Source organism: Lysobacter sp. MMG2 (assembly GCF_016735495.2).
Classification (GTDB): domain Bacteria; phylum Pseudomonadota; class Gammaproteobacteria; order Xanthomonadales; family Xanthomonadaceae; genus Lysobacter_J.
The window spans coordinates 221,656-240,267 of record NZ_JAERQY020000002.1 but is presented as its reverse complement, the minus strand read 5'-3'; the positions used below and the strand labels follow the sequence as shown (position 1 = coordinate 240,267).

Sequence of the window (18,612 nt, the reverse complement as noted above, 5' to 3'; positions counted from 1 at the left end):
TGGATCCACCTCGACGGGGCGCCTTCGGGCGCCCCGTTGCGTTTGGGGCACGGCAGGCAGTCAAGACGTCATCACCGCGGAGCCGGGGATCCAGCTGTCGGATGCACCTACTGCAGAGCGTGGCGTGCCGGACGGTTGGATTCCCGCCTTCGCGGGAATGACAGCCGATGGGCAGGCTCTCCGCGGCGTGCCAGCGCTGTCGCGCGCATGCTCGCCCTGTGTTCTGGTCGTGGACTCGACACCGTGGGCCTGCGGCCTCAGAATTCGCCGGCTTTTCGCTTCATACGGATAGAAAGATGAATCAGACCGTCCGGCCGAGCGCCATCGCGCTGGCGCCGCTGCTGGTATTCCTGGGGCTGTTCTTCGGCGCCGGCCTGTACTTCACCAGCCACGGCGAAGCGATGGGCTTCTACCAGCTGCGCGCCCCCGTCGCGATTCTGCCGGCGTTGGCGCTGGCAGCGTTCATCGCGTGGCGGCGCGGACTGAAGCCGCTGGAGACGCTCATCGAAGGCATGGGCGACCACAACGTCGTGCTGATGTGCCTGATCTTCCTGCTCGCCGGTGGCTTCGTGGAGGTGTCCAAGGCGATCGGCGCGGTGGACGCGATCGTCGCGCTCGGCATCGGGCACCTGCATCCGGCGCTGCTGCTGCCGGGGTTGTTCGTGGTGGCGGGTTTCATCTCGCTGTCGTTGGGCACTTCGATGGGCACCATCGCCGCGGTGGCGCCGATCGCGCTGGGCGTGTCCGACGCGTCGGGCCTGGATCGCGCGCTGGTGCTGGGCGCAGTCATCGGCGGTGCGACCTTCGGCGACAACCTTTCGGTGATCTCCGACACGGCGATCGTCGCCAGTCGCACGCAGGGCTGCACGATGCGGGAGAAGTTCCGCGAGAACCTGAAGTTCGCACTGCCCGCCGCGCTGTTGACCGTGGTCGTGCTGGGTTTCATCGGCGAAACCGCGCCGGTGCAGACGCTCGAGCCCGTATCGCCGTGGCTGATCGTGCCGTATGTGATCGTGCTCGGACTGGCCATGGCGGGTGTGGACGTGATCATCGTCCTCAGCCTGGGCCTGGTGATCGCGGGTGTGTTCGGAGCGTTCTTCGCCGACGAGTTCGGCGTCGCCGCCTATGCCACGCACATCTGGGAAGGCTTCGAGAGCATGGTGGAGATCATCCTGCTCTCGCTGCTGGTCGGCGGACTCGGCGCGCTGATGAAGGCGACCGGCGGGCTGGCATGGCTGGCGCAGGTGATCGGCAAGTTCGCGCGTGGACACAAGAGCCGCCGCGCAGGCGAGGTGAGCATCGCCACGCTGTCGGCCACGACGGACGTGTTCACTGCGAACAACACCGTCGCGATCCTCATCAGCGGCGGGCTTGCGCGCGACATCGCGCAGCAGCACGGCGTGCCTCCTGCGCGCGCGGCGAGCGTGCTCGATATCTTCGCCTGCGTGACGCAGGGCGTGTTGCCGTACGGCGCGCAGATCCTGCTGGCGGCGTCGCTGGGCGCGGTATCGCCACTGGCCCTGGCCGGGAGCGTGCATTACAGCTGGTTGCTGGGTGCCATCACGATCACGGCGATGCTCTGGCCGGCGCGCAAGGTCGCGCCGGCGCATGCGGCCGACTGAGCAAGCCTGCGTTGCCGGAAACGAAAAGGGCGCGGATTGCTCCGCGCCCTTTGTTCGTCCGGCGTATGCGAGGTCAGTTGCGCGACTGCAGCTTCGACAGCAGGCGCAGGAACTCCACGTACAGCCACACCAGCGTGACCATCAGGCCGAACGCGCCGTACCACTCCATGTACTTGGGCGCGTTCTGCTCGACGCCGGTCTCGATGAAGTCGAAGTCCAGCACCAGATTCAGCGCCGCGATCACCACCACGAACAGGCTGAAGCCAATACCGATCAGTCCGGATTCGTGGATGAAAGGAATGCGCACGCCGAAGAACGACAGCACGAACGAAGCCAGGTAGACCAGGGCGATGCCGCCCGTGGCGGCGACCACGCCGAGCTTGAAGTTCTCGGTGGCGCGAATCAGGCCCGAGCGGTACGCGAAGAGCAGCGCGAACAGCGTGCCGAAAGTCAGCAGGACCGCCTGCATCACGATGCCCGGGAAGCGGTGTTCGAAGATCGCCGAGATGGCGCCCAGGAAGAAGCCTTCGGTGAGCGCGTACATCGGCGCGGTCACCGGCGCCCATTCCTTCTTGAAGATCGTCGCCAGCGCGAACACCAGGCCGCCGATCGCGCCGCCCAGGACGTAGGGCATCGCGCCGACCGGGCCCTCCGCGGTGAACTGCACCTGGCTCCAGGCGAACGCGGCGGTGAGCACGCACAGCAGCAGAAGCAGGCCGGTCTTGTTGACCGTGCCGTTGAGCGTCATCGTCGCGCCATCGCGCTGGACCACCGTGCCGCTGGAAAGGTCCAGGAAGGTGCCTTCCTTCAATGCGGGATTGCCGCTGCGTCCGATCATGTCGTCCCCTGTCCGTGCTGAATTGGAAGCCCGGAGCATACAACGGCGCATCGCACCGCCCGCCATGCGTTGACAGCGGCGGGCGCTCCGGCCAGACTAGTCGGCCTTTCGCGGCGTTGGCGCGCAACGGAAGTCCCGGCCTCGGGGTATAGCTCAGCCTGGTAGAGCGCCAGCTTTGGGAGCTGGATGTCGTGGGTTCGAATCCCTCTGCCCCGACCATCCAGACAGAGCGGGAAAGTTCGACCACCGGATGCGGCGGGAGTGTCAGTTAAGATGCAACGCTGGCGCCCGTAGCTCAACCGGATAGAGCACCGGCCTTCTAAGCCGGTGGTTGTGGGTTCGAGTCCCGCCGGGCGCGCCACAAGTTGTAGAAAACACCGCAAAACAAGCTTTATGGTGGCTGTAGCTCAGTTGGTTAGAGTACTGGATTGTGATTCCAGATGTCGGGGGTTCGAGTCCCCTCAGCCACCCCAGATGTATTGGCGAAACAGAAAATAGTTGTTATAGTTTCGCTTCTAGTTGTTCCGGGCCGTTAGCTCAGTTGGTAGAGCAGTTGACTCTTAATCAATAGGTCCAAGGTTCGAATCCTTGACGGCCCACCAATCCGGAAAGCACCTGGTCCCCCAGGTGCTTTTTTCTTTTCCGGGGTTTCTCAATTCCCGGAAGCGCGGCCTAGAATGCCGCCGCGGCGTTCATCGCCCGCGTCGATGCGAAAGTGGCGGAATTGGTAGACGCCCTGGATTTAGGTTCCAGTGCCGCAAGGCGTGCGGGTTCGAGTCCCGCCTTTCGCACCAGCCTTAGTGATTGGCGGCCGGCCAAGTCGAGCGAGCGCTCGCGAGTGATGCTGCCGGCAGCCAGGCGCCTGCGGGGAAAACCGGGGTCGGCGCCGAATCGGGGCGTGGTGTCCGGCGGGCCAGGCCCAGCGCTGGCACGACGGCCCGCAATCGGCGAAACTATTCCGTTCCGCTGGCCGCGAAGCATTCCGCCCGGGCCGCGGGCAGGACAGGACCATCAACATCGTGCCGCGGCAGGTCGCCGTGGTGGCAGGAGTGGATATGCAAGTTTCGGTCGAATCGCTCGGCAACCTCGAACGTCGCATGACTTTCAGCCTTCCGGCGGATCGTCTGGAAGCCGTGATCGGCGGCCGCCTGCGCGAAATCTCGCGTGGTGCCAAGATCAAGGGGTTCCGTCCCGGCAAGGTGCCGGCCAAGGTGATCGAGCAGCGCTTCGGCGCGCAGGTCCGCGCCGAGGCCCTCGATGGCCTGCTGCGCGAAGGTTTCAGCAACGCCGTCCGCCAGGAAGCGCTGCAGATTGCGGGCAATCCGCAGATCGCGCCGGCCCCGGGCTCGGACGACCAGCTGTCGTACGTGGCGACCTTCGAGGTCGTGCCGGACTTCGGCGACATCGACGTGACCAAGCTCAACGTCGTGCGCCACACCGCCGAAGTGACCGACACCGACATCGACGCGATGATCGAGAACCTGCGCCTGCAGCGCCGCACCTGGAACGCGGTCGATCGCGAAGCCGGCACCGGCGACGCCGTCGAGATCGAAACCTTCTCACAGGTGGGCGATGAGCGCCTGCCGGCCGAGGGTGTCGAGCGTGGCGCGACCATCATCGGTTCGGCTGCCATGTTCCCGGCGATCGAATCGGCGCTGGTGGGCATGAAGGCCGACGACGAGAAGGCGGTGGACGTCGAGTTCCCGGCCGACTGGCGCGTGCCGGCGTTCGCTGGCAAGACGGTCAAGGTCAACCTGAAGGCCACGAAGGTTTCCGAGCCCGTGCTGCCGGAAGTGGACGCTGCCTTCATCAAGAGCTTTGGCGTGCGCAGCGGTGATGCCGACCAGTTCCGCGTCGACATCCGCAGCAACCTGGAGCGCGAGCTGAAGGGCGCGCTGATGACCCGCCTGCGCCGCGAAGTCGGCGAGCAGCTCATCGCCGCCTACACGCATGTCGAAATGCCGCCCAAGCTGGTCGAGGGCGAGGCGCGCGACATGGCCCGCCAGACCATCGAAACCGCACGTCGCCAGGGCCGTCCCATCGGCGAGATCCCGGCCGATGCGCACGTGGGCTTCATGGACGCCGCGCGCAAGCGCGTGCTGGTCGGCCTGCTGGTGGGCGAGATCGCCCGTCGCAACGAGCTGCGCCTGGAGTCCAAGCGCGTGACCGAGACGCTGAACCTGATCGCCTCGACCTATGAAGAGCCGCAGCAGGTCATCGAGCTGTACCGCAACGACCCGCAGCTGATGAACGGCCTGCAGGCCCGCGTGATGGAAGAGCAGGTGATCGACTGGATCGCCGAGCGCGCCCAGCACACCGAGCAGGCGCTGGCGTTCAACGAAGCGATCCGCCAGTAATCGTTGCAACGGCCGCGGTTCGCCGCGGCCGGCTCCATCGAAAGGACGCGCCCCTTGCGCTCCGGTCCGGTTGGCCCCAAGTTGACCGGACCGCGCTTCCCCAAGCGCCCCATATCCGATCCAAGGTGCCGTCGAACATGGACAACCTGACCAAAGCTTTGAACCTTGTCCCGATGGTGGTCGAACAGACCAGCCGGGGCGAGCGCGCCTACGACATCTATTCGCGCCTGCTCAAGGAGCGCGTGATCTTCCTCGTCGGTGGCGTGGACGACCATGTGGCGAACGTGATCGTCGCGCAGATGCTGTTCCTCGAGGCCGAGAACCCCGAGAAGGACATCAGCCTATACATCAACTCACCCGGCGGCGTGGTCACCGCCGGCCTGGCGATCTACGACACCATGCAGTACATCAAGCCGGACGTGAGCACGATCTGCGTCGGCCAGGCCGCCTCCATGGGCGCGCTGCTGCTGGCCGCCGGTGCAAAGGGCAAGCGCTATGCGCTGCCGAACTCGCGCGTGATGATCCATCAGCCCCTAGGCGGCTTCCAGGGCCAGGCGACGGACATCGACATCCACGCCCGTGAGATCCTGACCCTGCGCCAGCGCCTGAACGAGATCCTCGCCAAGCACACCGGCCAGGCGCTGGAGACCATCGCCCGGGACACCGAGCGCGATAACTTCAAGAGCGCCGAAGCGGCCCGCGAGTACGGCCTGGTCGACCAGGTCCTCGAGCGCCGCCCGGAAGACTCGATCCAGGCCGGCTGACGGCATTCCGGCCCTTGATCCACCCATGACCCGGACCGTGATCCGACCCGCGAGGCGGGCCGGATCGCTGTGTTATCCTCGGGCCGCACCACCTGAACGCGTCCGTCCACGGCGGGTTCGAGACACGAGCACCATTTGGACACAGGCATGAGCGACGACCGACAGGGCCGCAGCACCGGCGACAGCAACAAGATCCTTTACTGCTCGTTCTGCGGGAAAAGCCAGCACGAGGTCCGCAAGCTTATCGCGGGCCCGAGCGTGTTCATCTGCGATGAATGCGTGGAGCTGTGCAACGACATCATCCGCGAGGAGCTCGAGGAGAAGGCGCAGTCGGCCCGGAGCCACCTGCCCAAGCCGCGCGAGATCCTCGAGGTGCTCGACCAGTACGTGATCGGCCAGCAGCGCGCCAAGCGCACGCTCGCGGTCGCCGTGTACAACCATTACAAGCGCATCGAAAGCCGGCAGAAGAACGACGACGTCGAGCTGGCGAAGTCGAACATCCTGCTGGTCGGCCCGACCGGTTCGGGCAAGACGCTGCTGGCCGAAACGCTGGCGCGCCTGCTCAACGTGCCGTTCACCATTGCCGATGCCACCACGCTGACCGAAGCCGGCTATGTCGGCGAGGACGTGGAAAACATCATCCAGAAGCTGCTGCAGAAGTGCGACTACGACGTCGAGAAGGCGCAGCAGGGCATCGTCTACATCGACGAGATCGACAAGATCTCGCGCAAGAGCGACAACCCGTCGATCACGCGCGACGTGTCGGGCGAAGGCGTGCAGCAGGCGCTGCTCAAGCTCATCGAAGGCACCGTCGCCAGCGTTCCGCCGCAGGGCGGGCGCAAGCATCCGCAGCAGGAATTCCTGCAGGTCGACACGCGCAACATCCTGTTCGTCGTGGGTGGCGCGTTCGCCGGCCTGGACAAGATCATCCAGCAGCGCAGCACCGAGGCCGGCGGCATCGGTTTCGGCGCCAAGGTGAAGAGCAGCGAGCGCAAGAACGACATCGGCAAGCTGCTGGCGGACGTGGAGCCGGAAGACCTGATCAAGTTCGGCCTAATCCCCGAGTTCGTCGGCCGTCTGCCGGTGGTCGCCACGCTCGAGGAGCTGGACGAGACCGCGCTGGTCAAGATCCTGACCGAGCCGAAGAACGCCATCACCAAGCAGTTCAAGAAGCTGTTCGAGATGGAGAGCGTGGAGCTGGAGTTCCGCCCGGACGCCCTGGCCGCCATCGCGCGCAAGGCGCTCAAGCGCAAGACCGGTGCGCGCGGCCTGCGCACCATCGTCGAGTCGGTCCTGCTGGACACGATGTACGAGCTGCCGTCCCTGGAAAACGTCTCCAAGGTGGTCGTGGACGAGTCGGTCATCGACCACAAGACCGAGCCGTACCTGATCTACCAGACGCCTCCGGCGGCTCCCAAGGTCGCCTCGGCCGACTGACGGCGACGTGACCGGCGTCCCGCCTCCGGCATCTCGGAGGTGCGGCTAAGCGCCTGATTTTCAACGGATAAATGCCCCCGGCCCGCAGCATAGTCTGCGGGCCGCTTGCATCCGTTCGCGCCGGACCCCATAACCGTCGCCATGGGCTGCGCACGCCCACGAGACCTCCCGGGCGGTCACCGCCCGCACCCCGTTTTCCCGGAGTCCCCCATGACCGTTTCATCCGACCGCGAGACGCTCAATCTGCCGGTCCTGCCGCTGCGCGATGTCGTCGTGTTCCCGCACATGGTGATCCCGCTGTTCGTCGGCCGCGACAAGTCGATCCACGCGCTGGACCTGGCCATGGAGGCCGACAAGCGCATCCTGCTGGTCGCCCAGAAGTCCGCCGAGACCGACGACCCCGGCGCGGATGATCTCTATCAGGTCGGCACGCTCGCCCAGGTCCTGCAGCTGCTGAAGCTGCCCGACGGCACCATCAAGGTGCTGGTGGAAGGCGTCTCGCGCGTGAGCGTCCACGACGTCACCGAGCGCGACGGCGCGCTGAGCGGCCAGGCCGAAGTCGTCGAGCCGGACAACGATCGCGAGGAACGCGAGATCGAGGCGATCGCGCGCTCGCTGATGGGCCTGTTCGAGCAGTACGTGAAGACCAACCGGAAGCTCCCGCCGGAGCTGATGCAGACGCTGTCCGGCATCGACGAGCCCGGTCGCCTGGCTGACACCATCGCCGCCCATCTGGGCGTACGCATCGGCGACAAGCAGAAGCTGCTGGAGACGCACGGCATCGGCGCGCGCCTGGAGCAACTGGTCGGCCTGGTCGATGGCGAGATCGACGTGCAGCAGCTGGAAAAGCGCATCCGCGGCCGCGTGAAGTCGCAGATGGAGAAGAGCCAGCGCGAGTACTACCTCAACGAGCAGATGAAGGCGATCCAGAAGGAGCTCGGCGAGATCGACGACGCTCCCAACGACATCGACGAACTGACCCGCAAGATCGCCGAAGCCGGCATGCCCAAGCCGGTGGAAACCAAGGCCAAGGCCGAGCTCAACAAACTCAAGCAGATGTCGCCGATGTCCGCCGAAGCGGCCGTCGTGCGCAACTATCTTGATTGGCTGCTGGGCGTGCCGTGGAAGAAGCGCACCAAGGTGCGCAAGGACCTTAAGGCCGCGCAGGACGTGCTCGATGCCGACCACTTCGGTCTGGAGAAGGTCAAGGAACGCATCCTTGAATACCTCGCCGTGCAGTCGCGCGTGAAGCAGATGAAGGGCCCGATCCTGTGCCTGGTCGGACCGCCGGGCGTGGGCAAGACCTCGCTGGGCCAGTCGATCGCGAAGGCGACGAACCGCAAGTTCGTGCGCATGTCGCTGGGCGGCGTGCGCGACGAGGCCGAGATCCGCGGCCACCGTCGTACGTACGTGGGTTCGATGCCGGGCCGCATTGTGCAGAACCTCAACAAGATCGGCAGCAAGAACCCGCTGTTCGTGCTCGATGAGATCGACAAGATGTCGATGGACTTCCGCGGCGATCCGTCTTCGGCGCTGCTGGAAGTGCTCGATCCGGAACAGAACAACGCCTTCAACGATCATTATCTGGAGGTCGATCTCGACCTGTCGGAAGTGATGTTCGTCGCCACGTCCAACTCGCTCAACATTCCCGGTCCGCTGCTGGACCGCATGGAAGTGATCCGCATCCCGGGTTACACCGAGGAAGAGAAGCTCAACATCGCCATGCGTTATCTGCTGCCCAAGCAGATCAAGGGCAATGGTTTGAAGCCGGAAGAGCTCAAGGTCGCCGAAGGCGCGGTGCGCGACATCGTGCGGTACTACACGCGCGAATCCGGCGTGCGCAGCCTGGAGCGTGAGATCGCCAAGATCTGCCGCAAGGTGGTGAAGGAAATCGCGCTGGCCGGTCCGACGAAGAAGGGCATCAAGAAGGGCGCCGTCAACGTCACCTCCAAGAACCTGGACAAGTACCTCGGAGTGCGTCGCTTCGATTTCGGTCGCGCGGAAGAGCAGAACGAAGTCGGCCTGGTCACGGGCCTGGCCTGGACGGAAGTCGGCGGCGATCTGCTGCAGATCGAATCCACGCTCGTGCCGGGCAAGGGTCAGCTGCTGCTCACGGGCCAGCTCGGCGACGTGATGAAGGAATCGGCGTCCGCCGCGCTGTCGGTCGTGCGTGCGCGCACCGAGCAGCTCGGCATCGACCTCGACTTCCTGCAGAAGCACGACGTGCACGTGCACGTGCCGGAAGGTGCCACGCCGAAGGACGGCCCGAGCGCCGGTATCGCGATGGCGACCGCGCTGGTGTCCATGCTTACGCGTAACCCGGTGAAGGCCGATGTGGCGATGACCGGCGAGATCACGCTGCGCGGCCGCGTGCTGCCCATCGGCGGCCTGAAGGAGAAATTGCTGGCCGCGCTGCGCGGCGGCATCCGCACGGTGATCATCCCCGACGAGAACCGCAAGGACCTTGCCGATCTTCCGAAGGCCGTGACGCAGGGAATGAAGATCATCCCGGTGAAGTGGATCGACGAAGTGCTGGGCATCGCTCTGGAACGCGCACCGACGCCTGCGCCTGCGGCGTCGGGCAAGGAAGAAGTGCCGGTGCGCGACGGTGCCAAGACGGTCACGCAGACCGACGTCAAGCATTGATTCCCACCGCCTGTCGGATGCAACCCAAAAACGCTGGAAGCCGCGCCACAGCTAGGTTTCCAGCTTGCGACGCCAAAATGCCGCTGGTATAACGGCTGCGGACCGCGCAGGCCATTGCAGCGCAATGGCTGCGCGGCAAGAGTCGATCGGGGGGAACGCCTTCGATTACATGCTGCTTCTTACGAACATGCGGCATCAATCCGCACAGGGAGTCGAAACGAATGAACAAGGCTGAGTTTGTTGGCGCCGTTGCCGAGGCCGCCGAGCTGTCCAAGACCGACGCTGCCAACGCCGTCGATGCCATGATCAATGTCGTGACCAAGGCGCTGAAGAAGGGCGACACGGTCACGCTGGTCGGCTTCGGCACCTTCCAGGTCCGCAAGCGCGCCGCCCGCCAGGGCCGCAATCCGAAGACCGGCGAGACGATCAAGATCAAGGCCTCGAAGAATCCGTCCTTCAAGGCTGGCAAGGCGCTCAAGGATGCCGTAAACTAAGCGACTCGCCGACGGGTGCTTAGCTCAGCGGTAGAGCGTCTCCTTTACACGGAGAGGGTCGGGGGTTCGAAACCCTCAGCACCCACCATCGAGCACCCCACGGGTTGTTTGAAAAGTTTCACCAGGTTTTGAAGCATGCGGAGTGGTAGTTCAGTCGGTTAGAATGCTGGCCTGTCACGCCGGAGGTCGCGGGTTCGAGTCCCGTCCACTCCGCCAGTTTCGTCAAAGGCGCCGGGAACGGCGCCTTTGGTTTTATAATTAGTGAGAGGACCGGAAACGCGGCTTGCCGCGCCAGGGTTCGGGGCGCAAGTCCCAGGTTTCAAAGCGCGGAGTGGTAGTTCAGTCGGTTAGAATGCTGGCCTGTCACGCCGGAGGTCGCGGGTTCGAGTCCCGTCCACTCCGCCATTTTCGTCAAAGGGCACCGGAAACGGTGCCCTTTGTTTTTTTACAGGTCCGGGCAGCGGAAACGGCGCCTTCCGTTTTTCCGGCATCAACCCGTTTCCCGCCGATCGTCGAATTTCCCTCGACGGCCCGCCGTGCCGGCTTCCGGCCGCGCTAAACTGTCCGGCTTACGACTGAACGCGTCCCGGACATGCTGCAGAAACTACGCGACAAGACCTCCGGCTGGATCGCCACCGTGATCCTGGGCCTGTTGATCATTCCCTTCGCCTTCGTCGGCATCGAGCAGTACCTCGGCCAGCGCACCGACACCTCCGTCGCGCGCATCGACGCGCCGCCGACCTGGTGGCCGTCCGCGCCGTCATGGTGGCCGGTGTCGGTGTTCTGGACGCACGAGAAGATCGGTGTGGACGAGTTCCGCAACCGCTTCGAGCAGGAGCGCCAGCAGCGCCGCGCCCAGCAGGGCGAGGCGTTCGACGCACGGGCGTTCGAGAGCGCGGACAACAAGCGCGCCATCCTCGACAGCCTGATCGACGCGCGCGTGCAGGAGATCGCCGCGCAGCGCCAGGGCCTGGTCGTCAGCAACGCGATGGTGCAGAAGGCGATCATGGACGTGCCGGGCTTCCAGGTGGACGGCAAGTTCAACTACGACCGCTACAAGCTCGCACTCGCCTCGCTGGCGCCGCCGCAGAGCGAGCGGCAGTTCGAAGAGAACGTGCGCGACGACCTGCAGCGTTCGCTGCTCGCCGTCGGCGTGGGCAGCAGCAACTTCGTCACCTCTGCCGAGATGGACCGTCTGCTGCGCCTGATGGGCGAACAGCGCGACGTCGCGCTGCTGATGTTGCCGCCTCCCGCGGCCGACACCGCGGCCGTGAGCGCGGCCGAGATCCAGCAGTGGTACGACACCCACACCGCGCAGTTCCGTGCGCCGGAGATGGTCGAGATCGAGTTCGTCGAGGTCGACGGCAGCAAGCTGCCGGCCGTCGCGCCGGCCGACGACGCTGCGCTGCGGCAGCGTTACGAGCAGGAAAAGAACCGTTTCGTCGAGGCCGAGCAGCGTCTGGCGTCACACATCCTCGTGCGCGTGGATGAGAAGGCCGACGCCGCCGCCCAGAAGGCGGCCGATGAGAAGGCCAAGCGCCTGGCCGAGCAGGCCAAGGCGCAGGGCGCCGACTTCGCCGCGCTCGCCCGCGCCAACAGCGACGACACCGGCTCGCAGGCCACGGGTGGCGACCTGGGTTGGGTGAGCAAGGGCATGATGGTGGCGCCGTTCGAGAACGCGCTGTTCGCGATGCAGGCAGGCGAGGTGAGCGGTCCGGTCAAGAGCGAGTTCGGCTGGCACGTCATTCAGTTGCGCGAGGTCAAGACGGGCGCACAGGAAAGCTTCGAGCAGGCGCGCGAGACGCTGGCGCGCGAACAGGCCGAAGCCGATCGCGATCGCGCGATCAGCGAGTTCACGAGCCGCCTGGTCGACCTCACGCTGAAGAACCCGACGTCGCTGGCGCCTTCCGCGCGCGAGATGAACCTGCCGCTGCAGAAGCTCGGCCCGTTCTCGCGGGCGAACGCGCAGGGCATCGCCGCCAATCCGGCGGTGCAGCGCGTGGCGTTCTCGGAAGACGCGATCCAGGACGGGAACATCAGCGATCCGATCGAGATCGCCCCGGGCCACAGCGTGCTGCTGCGCGTCACCGCGCACACTCCGGAACGCGCGCAGCCGCTGGCGCAGGTGCGCGAGCAGGTGATCGCCGCCGTGCGCGCCGATCGCGCCGCAAAGGCCGCGCGCAAGGACGCCGAAGCGCTGGTCGCGCGTGTGAACGGCGGCGAGACGCTAGACGCCATCGCCGCGTCGAAGCAACTGCCGCCGCCGCAGGTCCTGCCGGGCGTGCCGCGCGGCGCGCCGGTGCCGGACGCTTCGGTGGCCGATGCGATCTTCGCGGTGCCGGCGCCGGCCGAAGGCAAGGTGTCGGCCGGTCACGCTGCACTGCCGAACGGTGCCATCGTGCTGTTCGCGGTGAACAAGGTCACGCCGGGTGATCTGGCCACCCTGCCGCCGCAGCAGCGCGAGATGCTGCAGCAGCAGATCGCCCAGGTGGGCGGTGGCGACGACGTGCGCGCGCTGGTCAACGCGCTGCGCAAGCGCGTCAAGGTCGAGGTGGTCGAGCAGAACCTCTGACCACCGCGTGACGCGCCGGGCTCCGGCGCGTCAACGGCAGCAGAAACAAAAAGGCCCGGCAATGCCGGGCCTTTTGTTTTGCGTGGGAACGGCGGTGACGTTTACTCGGTGTGGATGCCCGTCATGCCCATGATGTTGTAACCGGCGTCGACATACGTCACTTCGCCCGTCACGCCCGCGGCCAGGTCCGAGCACAGGAATGCGGCGACGTTGCCCACATCCTCGATCGTGACGGTGCGGCGCAGCGGCGCGTTCTCTTCGACATGGCCGAGGATCTTGCGGAAACCCGCGATGCCCGCCGCGGCCAGCGTCTTGATCGGGCCGGCGGAGATCGCGTTGACGCGCGTGCCTTCCGGGCCGAGGTTGAGCGCGAGGTAGCGCACCGAGGCTTCCAGGCTCGCCTTCGCCACGCCCATCAGGTTGTAGTTGGCCAGCGCGCGTTCGGCGCCCAGGTAGCTCAGGGTGATGATCGAACCATTGCGGCCCTTCATCATCGGGCGCGCGGCCTTGGCCATCGCCGACAGCGAATAGGCCGACACGTCGTGCGCGATCGCGAAGTTCTCGCGCGTCATGCCGTCGAGGAACTCACCGGCGATGGCTTCGCGCGGCGCGAAGGCGATGGCGTGCACGAGGATGTCGAAGCCGTCGTTCCAGCGCTGGCCGAGCTGTTCGAAGCAGGCGGCGATCTGTGCGTCGTCGCTGACGTCCAGCGGGATGACGATGTCGCTGCCGTATTCCTTCGCCGCTGATTCCACGCGCGACTTCAGCTTCTCGTTCTGGTAGGTGAACGCCAGTTCCGCGCCCTCGCGGTGCATGGCCTCGGCGATGCCGCTGGCGATCGAACGCTCGCTGGCGATGCCGGTGATCAGTGCACGCTTGCCTTGCAGAAAACCCATGAGCCGATTCCTCTGTGATGCCTTTTGGTGGTCGCGACCGCAGCGCGGTCGAGCAAAGGACCTAGTGTAGCCGCGGGCGACGCCGCGTTGCGGCGATGCGCCGGCGTAGGGTGGTCAGGGCGAGCCAGTGGCGGACGGCAGCGCGTCGCCCTGCCAGTCCAGCGCATCGATCAGCAGCTTCTGGCCCGGACGCAGCACGGCCTTGGCGGACAGCCCGTTGCGCTGCAGGAGATCGTCGACGCCGATGCGGTAGCGCTTGGCGATGGTCGAAGCGCTCTCGCCCTTGGCGACCGTGTGGCGACGCGGCTCGCGCGCCGGCGGTTCGTCGTCGGTCACGGCCATCGCCATGGCATCGCTGATGTCGTTGGGATCGGTGGGCCTGGCTTCGTCGGCGACCGCCCAAGCGCCCACATCGGCGATCGCCAGCAGGCGCGCGGCCGAGCCGCCCGCCGCCGTGATGCGGCCTTCGGGGAAGGCTGGATTCAAGCGCTTGAGCTGCTCGACGCTCTGGCCCGTGCGCGAGGCCCACTGGTCCATGCGCTGCACGCCCTTGGGCAGCGAGACCGCCTGCAGGCGCGGCACGTTGCGGTCGAGTGCGCGCATCCATTCCTCGCGATCGTCGGCCTGCTCGATCAGGCACGACAGCGCGTGCAGCTTGCGCACATAGGCGGTGGTGATGTCCGACAGACCGACGAGCTTGTCGATCTGCACGTTGCGCGCGTTCTGGCCGCTGCGCTTGAGCGCGCCGAGCACGCGGTATTCGCCGGCGTTGTAGGCCATCGTCGCCAGACGCCAGTCGCCGGCGAACATGCCGTGCAGCGTCTTGAGGTAGCGCACGGCGGCCTGGGTCGAATCGACGGGCGACAGCCGGCCGTCGTAACCGTTGCGTATCGTCACGCCGTGGTTGCGTGCGGTGATCGCGATCATCTGCCACAGCCCGGCGGGCCCGGCGGCACTGCGCGCGCCCGGACGGTAGCCGCTTTCCACGAAGGGGATCAGCGCGAACTCGGTCGGCACGTTGCTCTCGCGCAACGCATCCACGACGTACCCGAACAGGGGCAGCACATCGTCATTGCCCGCGGCCAGCCGGCGCGGCACATGGGCGAAATGCTGGCGCCAGCGCGGCGAGGTCGCGTCCGCATCGCATTCCGGCTCGGCCAGGCCATCGCGGAAGCTGCGGTAGATCTCCAGGCCGTTGCGGACCGTCGGGTCGCCGGAGGAGCCCGTCGTCGTCGCTGCAGGCGCGGGCGACCCGGCGCCGGTGGCTTCCTGCGCGAAGACGGGTAGTGCGGTGCATGCGGCCAGACAGAGTGCGCCCAGCCGGTGACGCCATCGGGAAGCGCCCGTCACGCGACGAACCCGTCCTTCCAGCGCCGCAACGCGGCGAATGCATCGACGCTGTCGGCCGGCGCCTGGCCGGTCTCGCGCGCCAGGCTGGCGCGTACTTCGGGGCTGTCCACCCGCAGGAAGGGATTGGCCGCAAGTTCGTCGCCCAGCAGGCTGGGCAGGGTCGGTCGTCCGGTCTCGCGCATGGCCTGGGCCTCCTCGATGCGGCGCCGCAGCGCCCGGTTGCCGGGTTCTACCACGAGGGCGAAGGCCGCGTTTGCGAGCGTGTACTCATGTCCGCAACAGACCCGGGTCTCGGGGGGCAGGGCGGCCAGCCGCGAGAGGGAGGCATGCATCTGTCCCGGCGTGCCCTCGAACATGCGCCCGCAGCCCAGGCTGAACAGGGTGTCGCCGCAGAACAGCAGGCCGTGGCCGTGGTAGGCGACGTGGCTGCGGGTGTGGCCAGGGACGGCCAGGACGTTGAACTCCCAGCCGGCGATCCCGATCGCGTCCCCGTCGCCGACGCGGCGGTAGCTGGCGGGAATGCGGTCATCGTCCGGTGCGAAGACCGGCAGGTCGGGCCAGCGTTCCAGCAGGCCGGGCACGCCGCCGATGTGGTCGCCGTGATGGTGGGTCAGCAGGACGCCGGCCGGTTGCAGGCCGTGCTCGGCAGCGGCGAGGACGGGGCCCGCCTCGCTGGGGTCGACGATGAGCGCACGCATGCCGCCCTCGCCGGAGAGCGTCCAGATGTAGTTGTCGCTCAGTGCGGGCAGGGGTGTCAGGTGCATGGGGTGTCGGGAGTGGCCCGGAGGCGGCGTGCGTGCCGCACAATCCGACCGTACACGCCGCAGGTCGCGGCATCCTGGAAACGGTCCCGACCATGCCCGGCCCCCACCACCTGCGTCAATTGGAAACATCCGAATCGGCCCTGCGCTGGTTCAGCAGCGAGGCCGGGCAGGGGCTGGTGGCGGTGGAGGAAGCCGCGATGTTGCGCGTGTTGGCAGGTTGCCCCGCCGCACCCTGGGCGTGGCTGGGCGTGGACGGCGCGCCGGCGCCGGAGGTCGGCGGGCGCGGTCTGCTGCTCAGGCGCGCGGGGCTGGGGTTCCATGGTGCGGTACGGTGCCGCCTGCCGCTGCCGGTGGCCAGCGAAGTGTTCGGCGCCGTGCTGCTGCAGCACGCGCTCGACGACGACGTGCCGATCGAGCCCTTGCTCGACGAATGCGCCCGCGTTCTCGCGCCGGGCGGCGTACTGTGGCTCGCCGTACTGAACCCGTGGAGCCCGTACCACCTACGTTGGGCCCGCACCGGCCTGCGTGCGTACGACCCGGGCGTGTGGCAATCGGCGCTGCGACGCGCCGGTTTCGCCGCCGATACGGTGAGCCTGCAATGGCTCGGGCCGCACTGGCGCGTTGCGCACGGTGAAGTCGGCGTTGGCGCGTCCGATCGCCTGCGCGCCGGTGTCGCGCTGACGGTGAACAAGCGCGTGCACGCACTGATCCCGCCCAAGCCGTTGCGCGGGCTTCGTTGGCAGGCAGGCACGCGCACGCATCTGGTCCGACGCACACCGGTGTCGTCGTCGGACAAGCGATAATGGCGCCATGAATCACGCTGATCCGACGTCGTCATCTCCCAGCTCCCCCAAACACATCGAAGCCCACACCGACGGCGCCTGCCTGGGCAATCCCGGCCCGGGCGGTTGGGCCGCACTGTTGCGTTATCGCGGCCACGAGCGCGAACTCGCCGGCGGCGAGGCCGACACCACGAACAACCGCATGGAGCTGATGGCCGCGATCATGGCGCTGGAAGCGCTGAGCGAGCCGTGTACGGTGGTGCTCACCACCGACTCCCAGTACGTGCGCCAGGGCATCACCGAGTGGATCAACAACTGGGTGCGACGCGGCTGGAAGACCGCCGCTGGCGATCCGGTGAAGAACCGCGATCTGTGGGAGCGCCTGCACGCGGCGTCGCAGCGCCACCGCATCGAATGGAAGTGGGTGAAGGGCCACTCCGGCGATCCCGACAACGAACGCGTGGACGTGCTCGCCCGCACCCAGGCGCAGCGCTTGCGCGCCGCCGCACGCTGAGCCGCGACGGAAACATGTGAGAATGCAGCCGATGCGGCAGATCATCCTCGATACCGAAACCACCGGCCTGAGCTGGGAACGCGGCAACCGCGTGGTCGAAATCGGCTGCGTCGAATACGTGGAGCGCCGCCCCAGCGGCCGCACGTTCCACGTCTACCTCAAGCCGGACTGCGACTTCGAGCAGGGCGCGCAGGAAGTGACCGGCCTGACGCTGGAATTCCTCGCCGACAAGCCGGAATTCGCGCAGGTCGCCGAGGAGTTCCTCGCCTTCATCGAAGGCGCCGAGCTGATCATCCACAACGCCGCGTTCGACCTGGGCTTTCTCGACAACGAGCTGCGCCGGCTGGGCGAGCAGTACGGGCGCATCAAGGATCGCTGCACGGTCGAAGACACGCTGCTGCTGGCGCGTCAGCGGTTCCCGGGCCAGCGCAATTCGCTGGATGCGCTGTGCAAGCGCCTGGGCGTGGACAACTCGCATCGCCAGCTCCACGGCGCGCTGCTCGACGCGCAGATCCTGGGCGATGTGTACCTGGCGCTGACGTCGGGCCAGGAAGAAATCGGCTTCGCCGTGGACGCCGTCGCCAATGCGGTGGAAACGGTGCACTTCCGCAGCGATCCCAATGCCGCGCGTCCGCGCGTGCAGATCAGCCCCGAGGAGCGGGCCGCGCACGAGGCGCGTCTGGAAAAGCTCCGCAAGAAGGCCGGCAAGGTCGTCTGGGACCAGTTCAACGTGGTCGAGGCGGACGCCAACGCGGAACTCGCCACCGCCTGACGGTGGTGGCGCGCCTCTCGGCGCGGGAATCAGTGGTGGCGAACGAGGATGACGGTGACGTTGTCCGAACCGCCGCCGTCCAGCGCCGCGGCGACCAGCGTATCCACGCATTCCTGCGCGCTGCAGTCGGCCTGCGAGAGCACGCGTGCGATGCCGCGATCATCGACTTCTTCGGTCAGCCCGTCGCTGCACAGCAGCAGCTGCATGCCGGGCTTGAGCTCGCCGGTCATGGTTTCCACGTTGAGGTTGCGCGGGTCGGTCACGCCCAGCGCCTGCGTCACCACGTTGCGATGCGGGTGGCTGCGGGCCTGCTCCTGGGTGATCGCGCCGTTGGCGATCAGCTCCTGGACGTAGCTGTGGTCCTGCGAAAGCTGGGCCAGGTGGCCCTCACGCCACAGGTAGACGCGGCTGTCGCCGACCCAGGCCACTTCGAAGCGGTTGTTGACGATGCGCGCGGCAACCACGGTCGTGCCCATCGGCAGCGCGTCGTTGCGGCGTTTGGACGTGCGGATGATCTCTTCGTCGGCGATGCGGATGGCCTGCGCCAGCGGCGTGCCGTCGCGGATCTCGCGCACGATGGTCTCGCGCGCCAGGGCGCTGGCGACCTCGCCGTATTCATGACCGCCCATGCCGTCGGCCACCAGCCACAGCCCGAGCTCGCCGTCACCGTAGTAGGTGTCTTCGTTCAGCTCGCGGCGCAGGCCGACGTGCGTGAGGTGTCCGAATTCGATCATGCGTCGGGTGGCTTCGCGTCGTCGGGTCTTTCAGGCGGTAACGGAATGATCGGGGTGTGGCGGCCGCGAG

15 protein-coding genes and 8 tRNA genes are annotated in these 18,612 nt (G+C 66.8%); 18 read left to right on the top strand and 5 right to left on the bottom strand.

Annotated elements, in window-relative coordinates:
- The first annotated feature begins 296 nt into the window (after positions 1-296).
- Positions 297-1,622, top strand: a complete 1,326-nt coding sequence (locus JI752_RS09080; protein ID WP_216962557.1) for a Na+/H+ antiporter NhaC family protein — start codon at positions 297-299, stop codon at positions 1,620-1,622.
- A 73-nt stretch (positions 1,623-1,695) separates the two neighbouring features.
- Here JI752_RS09080 and JI752_RS09075 read toward each other — a convergent pair whose 3' ends face one another.
- Positions 1,696-2,460 (bottom strand): Bax inhibitor-1/YccA family protein, encoded by a 765-nt coding sequence (locus JI752_RS09075; protein ID WP_216962554.1) that lies wholly within the window; start codon positions 2,458-2,460, stop codon positions 1,696-1,698.
- A gap of 142 nt (positions 2,461-2,602) precedes the next feature.
- On the opposite strand from JI752_RS09075, the gene JI752_RS09070 reads away from it, so the two are divergent.
- The 14 genes from JI752_RS09070 to JI752_RS09005 all read left to right on the top strand — a co-directional run bounded on the left by JI752_RS09070 (position 2,603) and on the right by JI752_RS09005 (position 12,730).
- Positions 2,603-2,679, top strand: a tRNA-Pro gene (locus JI752_RS09070).
- Positions 2,680-2,744: 65 nt separating this feature from the next.
- A tRNA-Arg gene (locus JI752_RS09065) sits at positions 2,745-2,821 on the top strand.
- Between the two features lie 35 nt (positions 2,822-2,856).
- Positions 2,857-2,933: transfer RNA gene (locus JI752_RS09060), tRNA-His, on the top strand.
- A 53-nt stretch (positions 2,934-2,986) separates the two neighbouring features.
- Positions 2,987-3,062: transfer RNA gene (locus JI752_RS09055), tRNA-Lys, on the top strand.
- 107 nt (positions 3,063-3,169) lie between these two features.
- Positions 3,170-3,254 (top strand) — tRNA-Leu (locus tag JI752_RS09050).
- Positions 3,255-3,515: 261 nt separating this feature from the next.
- Positions 3,516-4,817 (top strand): trigger factor, encoded by a 1,302-nt coding sequence (tig, locus tag JI752_RS09045; protein WP_216962551.1) that lies wholly within the window; start codon positions 3,516-3,518, stop codon positions 4,815-4,817.
- Positions 4,818-4,954: 137 nt separating this feature from the next.
- The gene (gene clpP / locus JI752_RS09040; protein WP_115842923.1) at positions 4,955-5,581 is read left to right on the top strand and encodes an ATP-dependent Clp endopeptidase proteolytic subunit ClpP; all 627 of its coding nucleotides are present in this window, start codon (positions 4,955-4,957) and stop codon (positions 5,579-5,581) included.
- A 147-nt stretch (positions 5,582-5,728) separates the two neighbouring features.
- Positions 5,729-7,018, top strand: a complete 1,290-nt coding sequence (gene clpX / locus JI752_RS09035; protein WP_216962548.1) for an ATP-dependent Clp protease ATP-binding subunit ClpX — start codon at positions 5,729-5,731, stop codon at positions 7,016-7,018.
- A 210-nt stretch (positions 7,019-7,228) separates the two neighbouring features.
- A complete protein-coding gene (lon, locus tag JI752_RS09030; protein ID WP_216962545.1) occupies positions 7,229-9,664 on the top strand; it encodes an endopeptidase La in 2,436 nt (811 codons plus the stop codon).
- 221 nt (positions 9,665-9,885) lie between these two features.
- Complete coding sequence (locus tag JI752_RS09025) at positions 9,886-10,158, top strand: HU family DNA-binding protein (protein ID WP_115842926.1); 273 nt, start codon at positions 9,886-9,888, stop codon at positions 10,156-10,158.
- 13 nt (positions 10,159-10,171) lie between these two features.
- A tRNA-Val gene (locus JI752_RS09020) sits at positions 10,172-10,246 on the top strand.
- A 51-nt stretch (positions 10,247-10,297) separates the two neighbouring features.
- Positions 10,298-10,374 (top strand) — tRNA-Asp (locus JI752_RS09015).
- A gap of 112 nt (positions 10,375-10,486) precedes the next feature.
- A tRNA-Asp gene (locus JI752_RS09010) sits at positions 10,487-10,563 on the top strand.
- Positions 10,564-10,750: 187 nt separating this feature from the next.
- On the top strand, positions 10,751-12,730 hold the full coding sequence (locus JI752_RS09005; RefSeq protein WP_216962542.1) for a peptidyl-prolyl cis-trans isomerase: 1,980 nt from the start codon (positions 10,751-10,753) through the stop codon (positions 12,728-12,730).
- 101 nt (positions 12,731-12,831) lie between these two features.
- On the opposite strand, the gene JI752_RS09000 is transcribed toward JI752_RS09005, so the two are convergent.
- The 3 genes from JI752_RS09000 to gloB form a co-directional block, all read right to left on the bottom strand.
- Positions 12,832-13,626 (bottom strand): enoyl-ACP reductase, encoded by a 795-nt coding sequence (locus tag JI752_RS09000; protein ID WP_216962539.1) that lies wholly within the window; start codon positions 13,624-13,626, stop codon positions 12,832-12,834.
- A gap of 114 nt (positions 13,627-13,740) precedes the next feature.
- Complete coding sequence (locus JI752_RS08995) at positions 13,741-14,976, bottom strand: lytic transglycosylase domain-containing protein (RefSeq protein WP_216962536.1); 1,236 nt, start codon at positions 14,974-14,976, stop codon at positions 13,741-13,743.
- Positions 14,973-15,740 carry a hydroxyacylglutathione hydrolase gene (gene gloB / locus JI752_RS08990; RefSeq protein ID WP_216962533.1) on the bottom strand — a complete coding sequence of 256 codons (768 nt, stop codon included), beginning with the start codon at positions 15,738-15,740 and terminating at the stop codon, positions 14,973-14,975. Before gloB ends, JI752_RS08995 begins: the two co-directional genes overlap by 4 nt.
- 92 nt (positions 15,741-15,832) lie before the next feature.
- Between gloB and JI752_RS08985 the strand changes: the two genes are divergently transcribed.
- Genes JI752_RS08985 through dnaQ form a run of 3 tightly spaced genes read left to right on the top strand, consistent with a single transcriptional unit; the run spans position 15,833 to position 17,808 of the window.
- Complete coding sequence (locus JI752_RS08985) at positions 15,833-16,543, top strand: class I SAM-dependent methyltransferase (RefSeq protein WP_216962530.1); 711 nt, start codon at positions 15,833-15,835, stop codon at positions 16,541-16,543.
- A gap of 7 nt (positions 16,544-16,550) precedes the next feature.
- Positions 16,551-17,036, top strand: coding sequence for a ribonuclease HI (gene rnhA, locus JI752_RS08980; RefSeq protein ID WP_216962528.1), 486 nt, complete (start codon positions 16,551-16,553; stop codon positions 17,034-17,036).
- A 31-nt stretch (positions 17,037-17,067) separates the two neighbouring features.
- On the top strand, positions 17,068-17,808 hold the full coding sequence (gene dnaQ, locus JI752_RS08975) for a DNA polymerase III subunit epsilon (RefSeq protein WP_216962524.1): 741 nt from the start codon (positions 17,068-17,070) through the stop codon (positions 17,806-17,808).
- Between the two features lie 29 nt (positions 17,809-17,837).
- Here the strand turns inward: dnaQ and JI752_RS08970 are convergent, their stop codons facing one another.
- Positions 17,838-18,542, bottom strand: coding sequence for a PP2C family serine/threonine-protein phosphatase (locus JI752_RS08970; RefSeq protein ID WP_216962521.1), 705 nt, complete (start codon positions 18,540-18,542; stop codon positions 17,838-17,840).
- Positions 18,543-18,612: the final 70 nt, after the last annotated feature.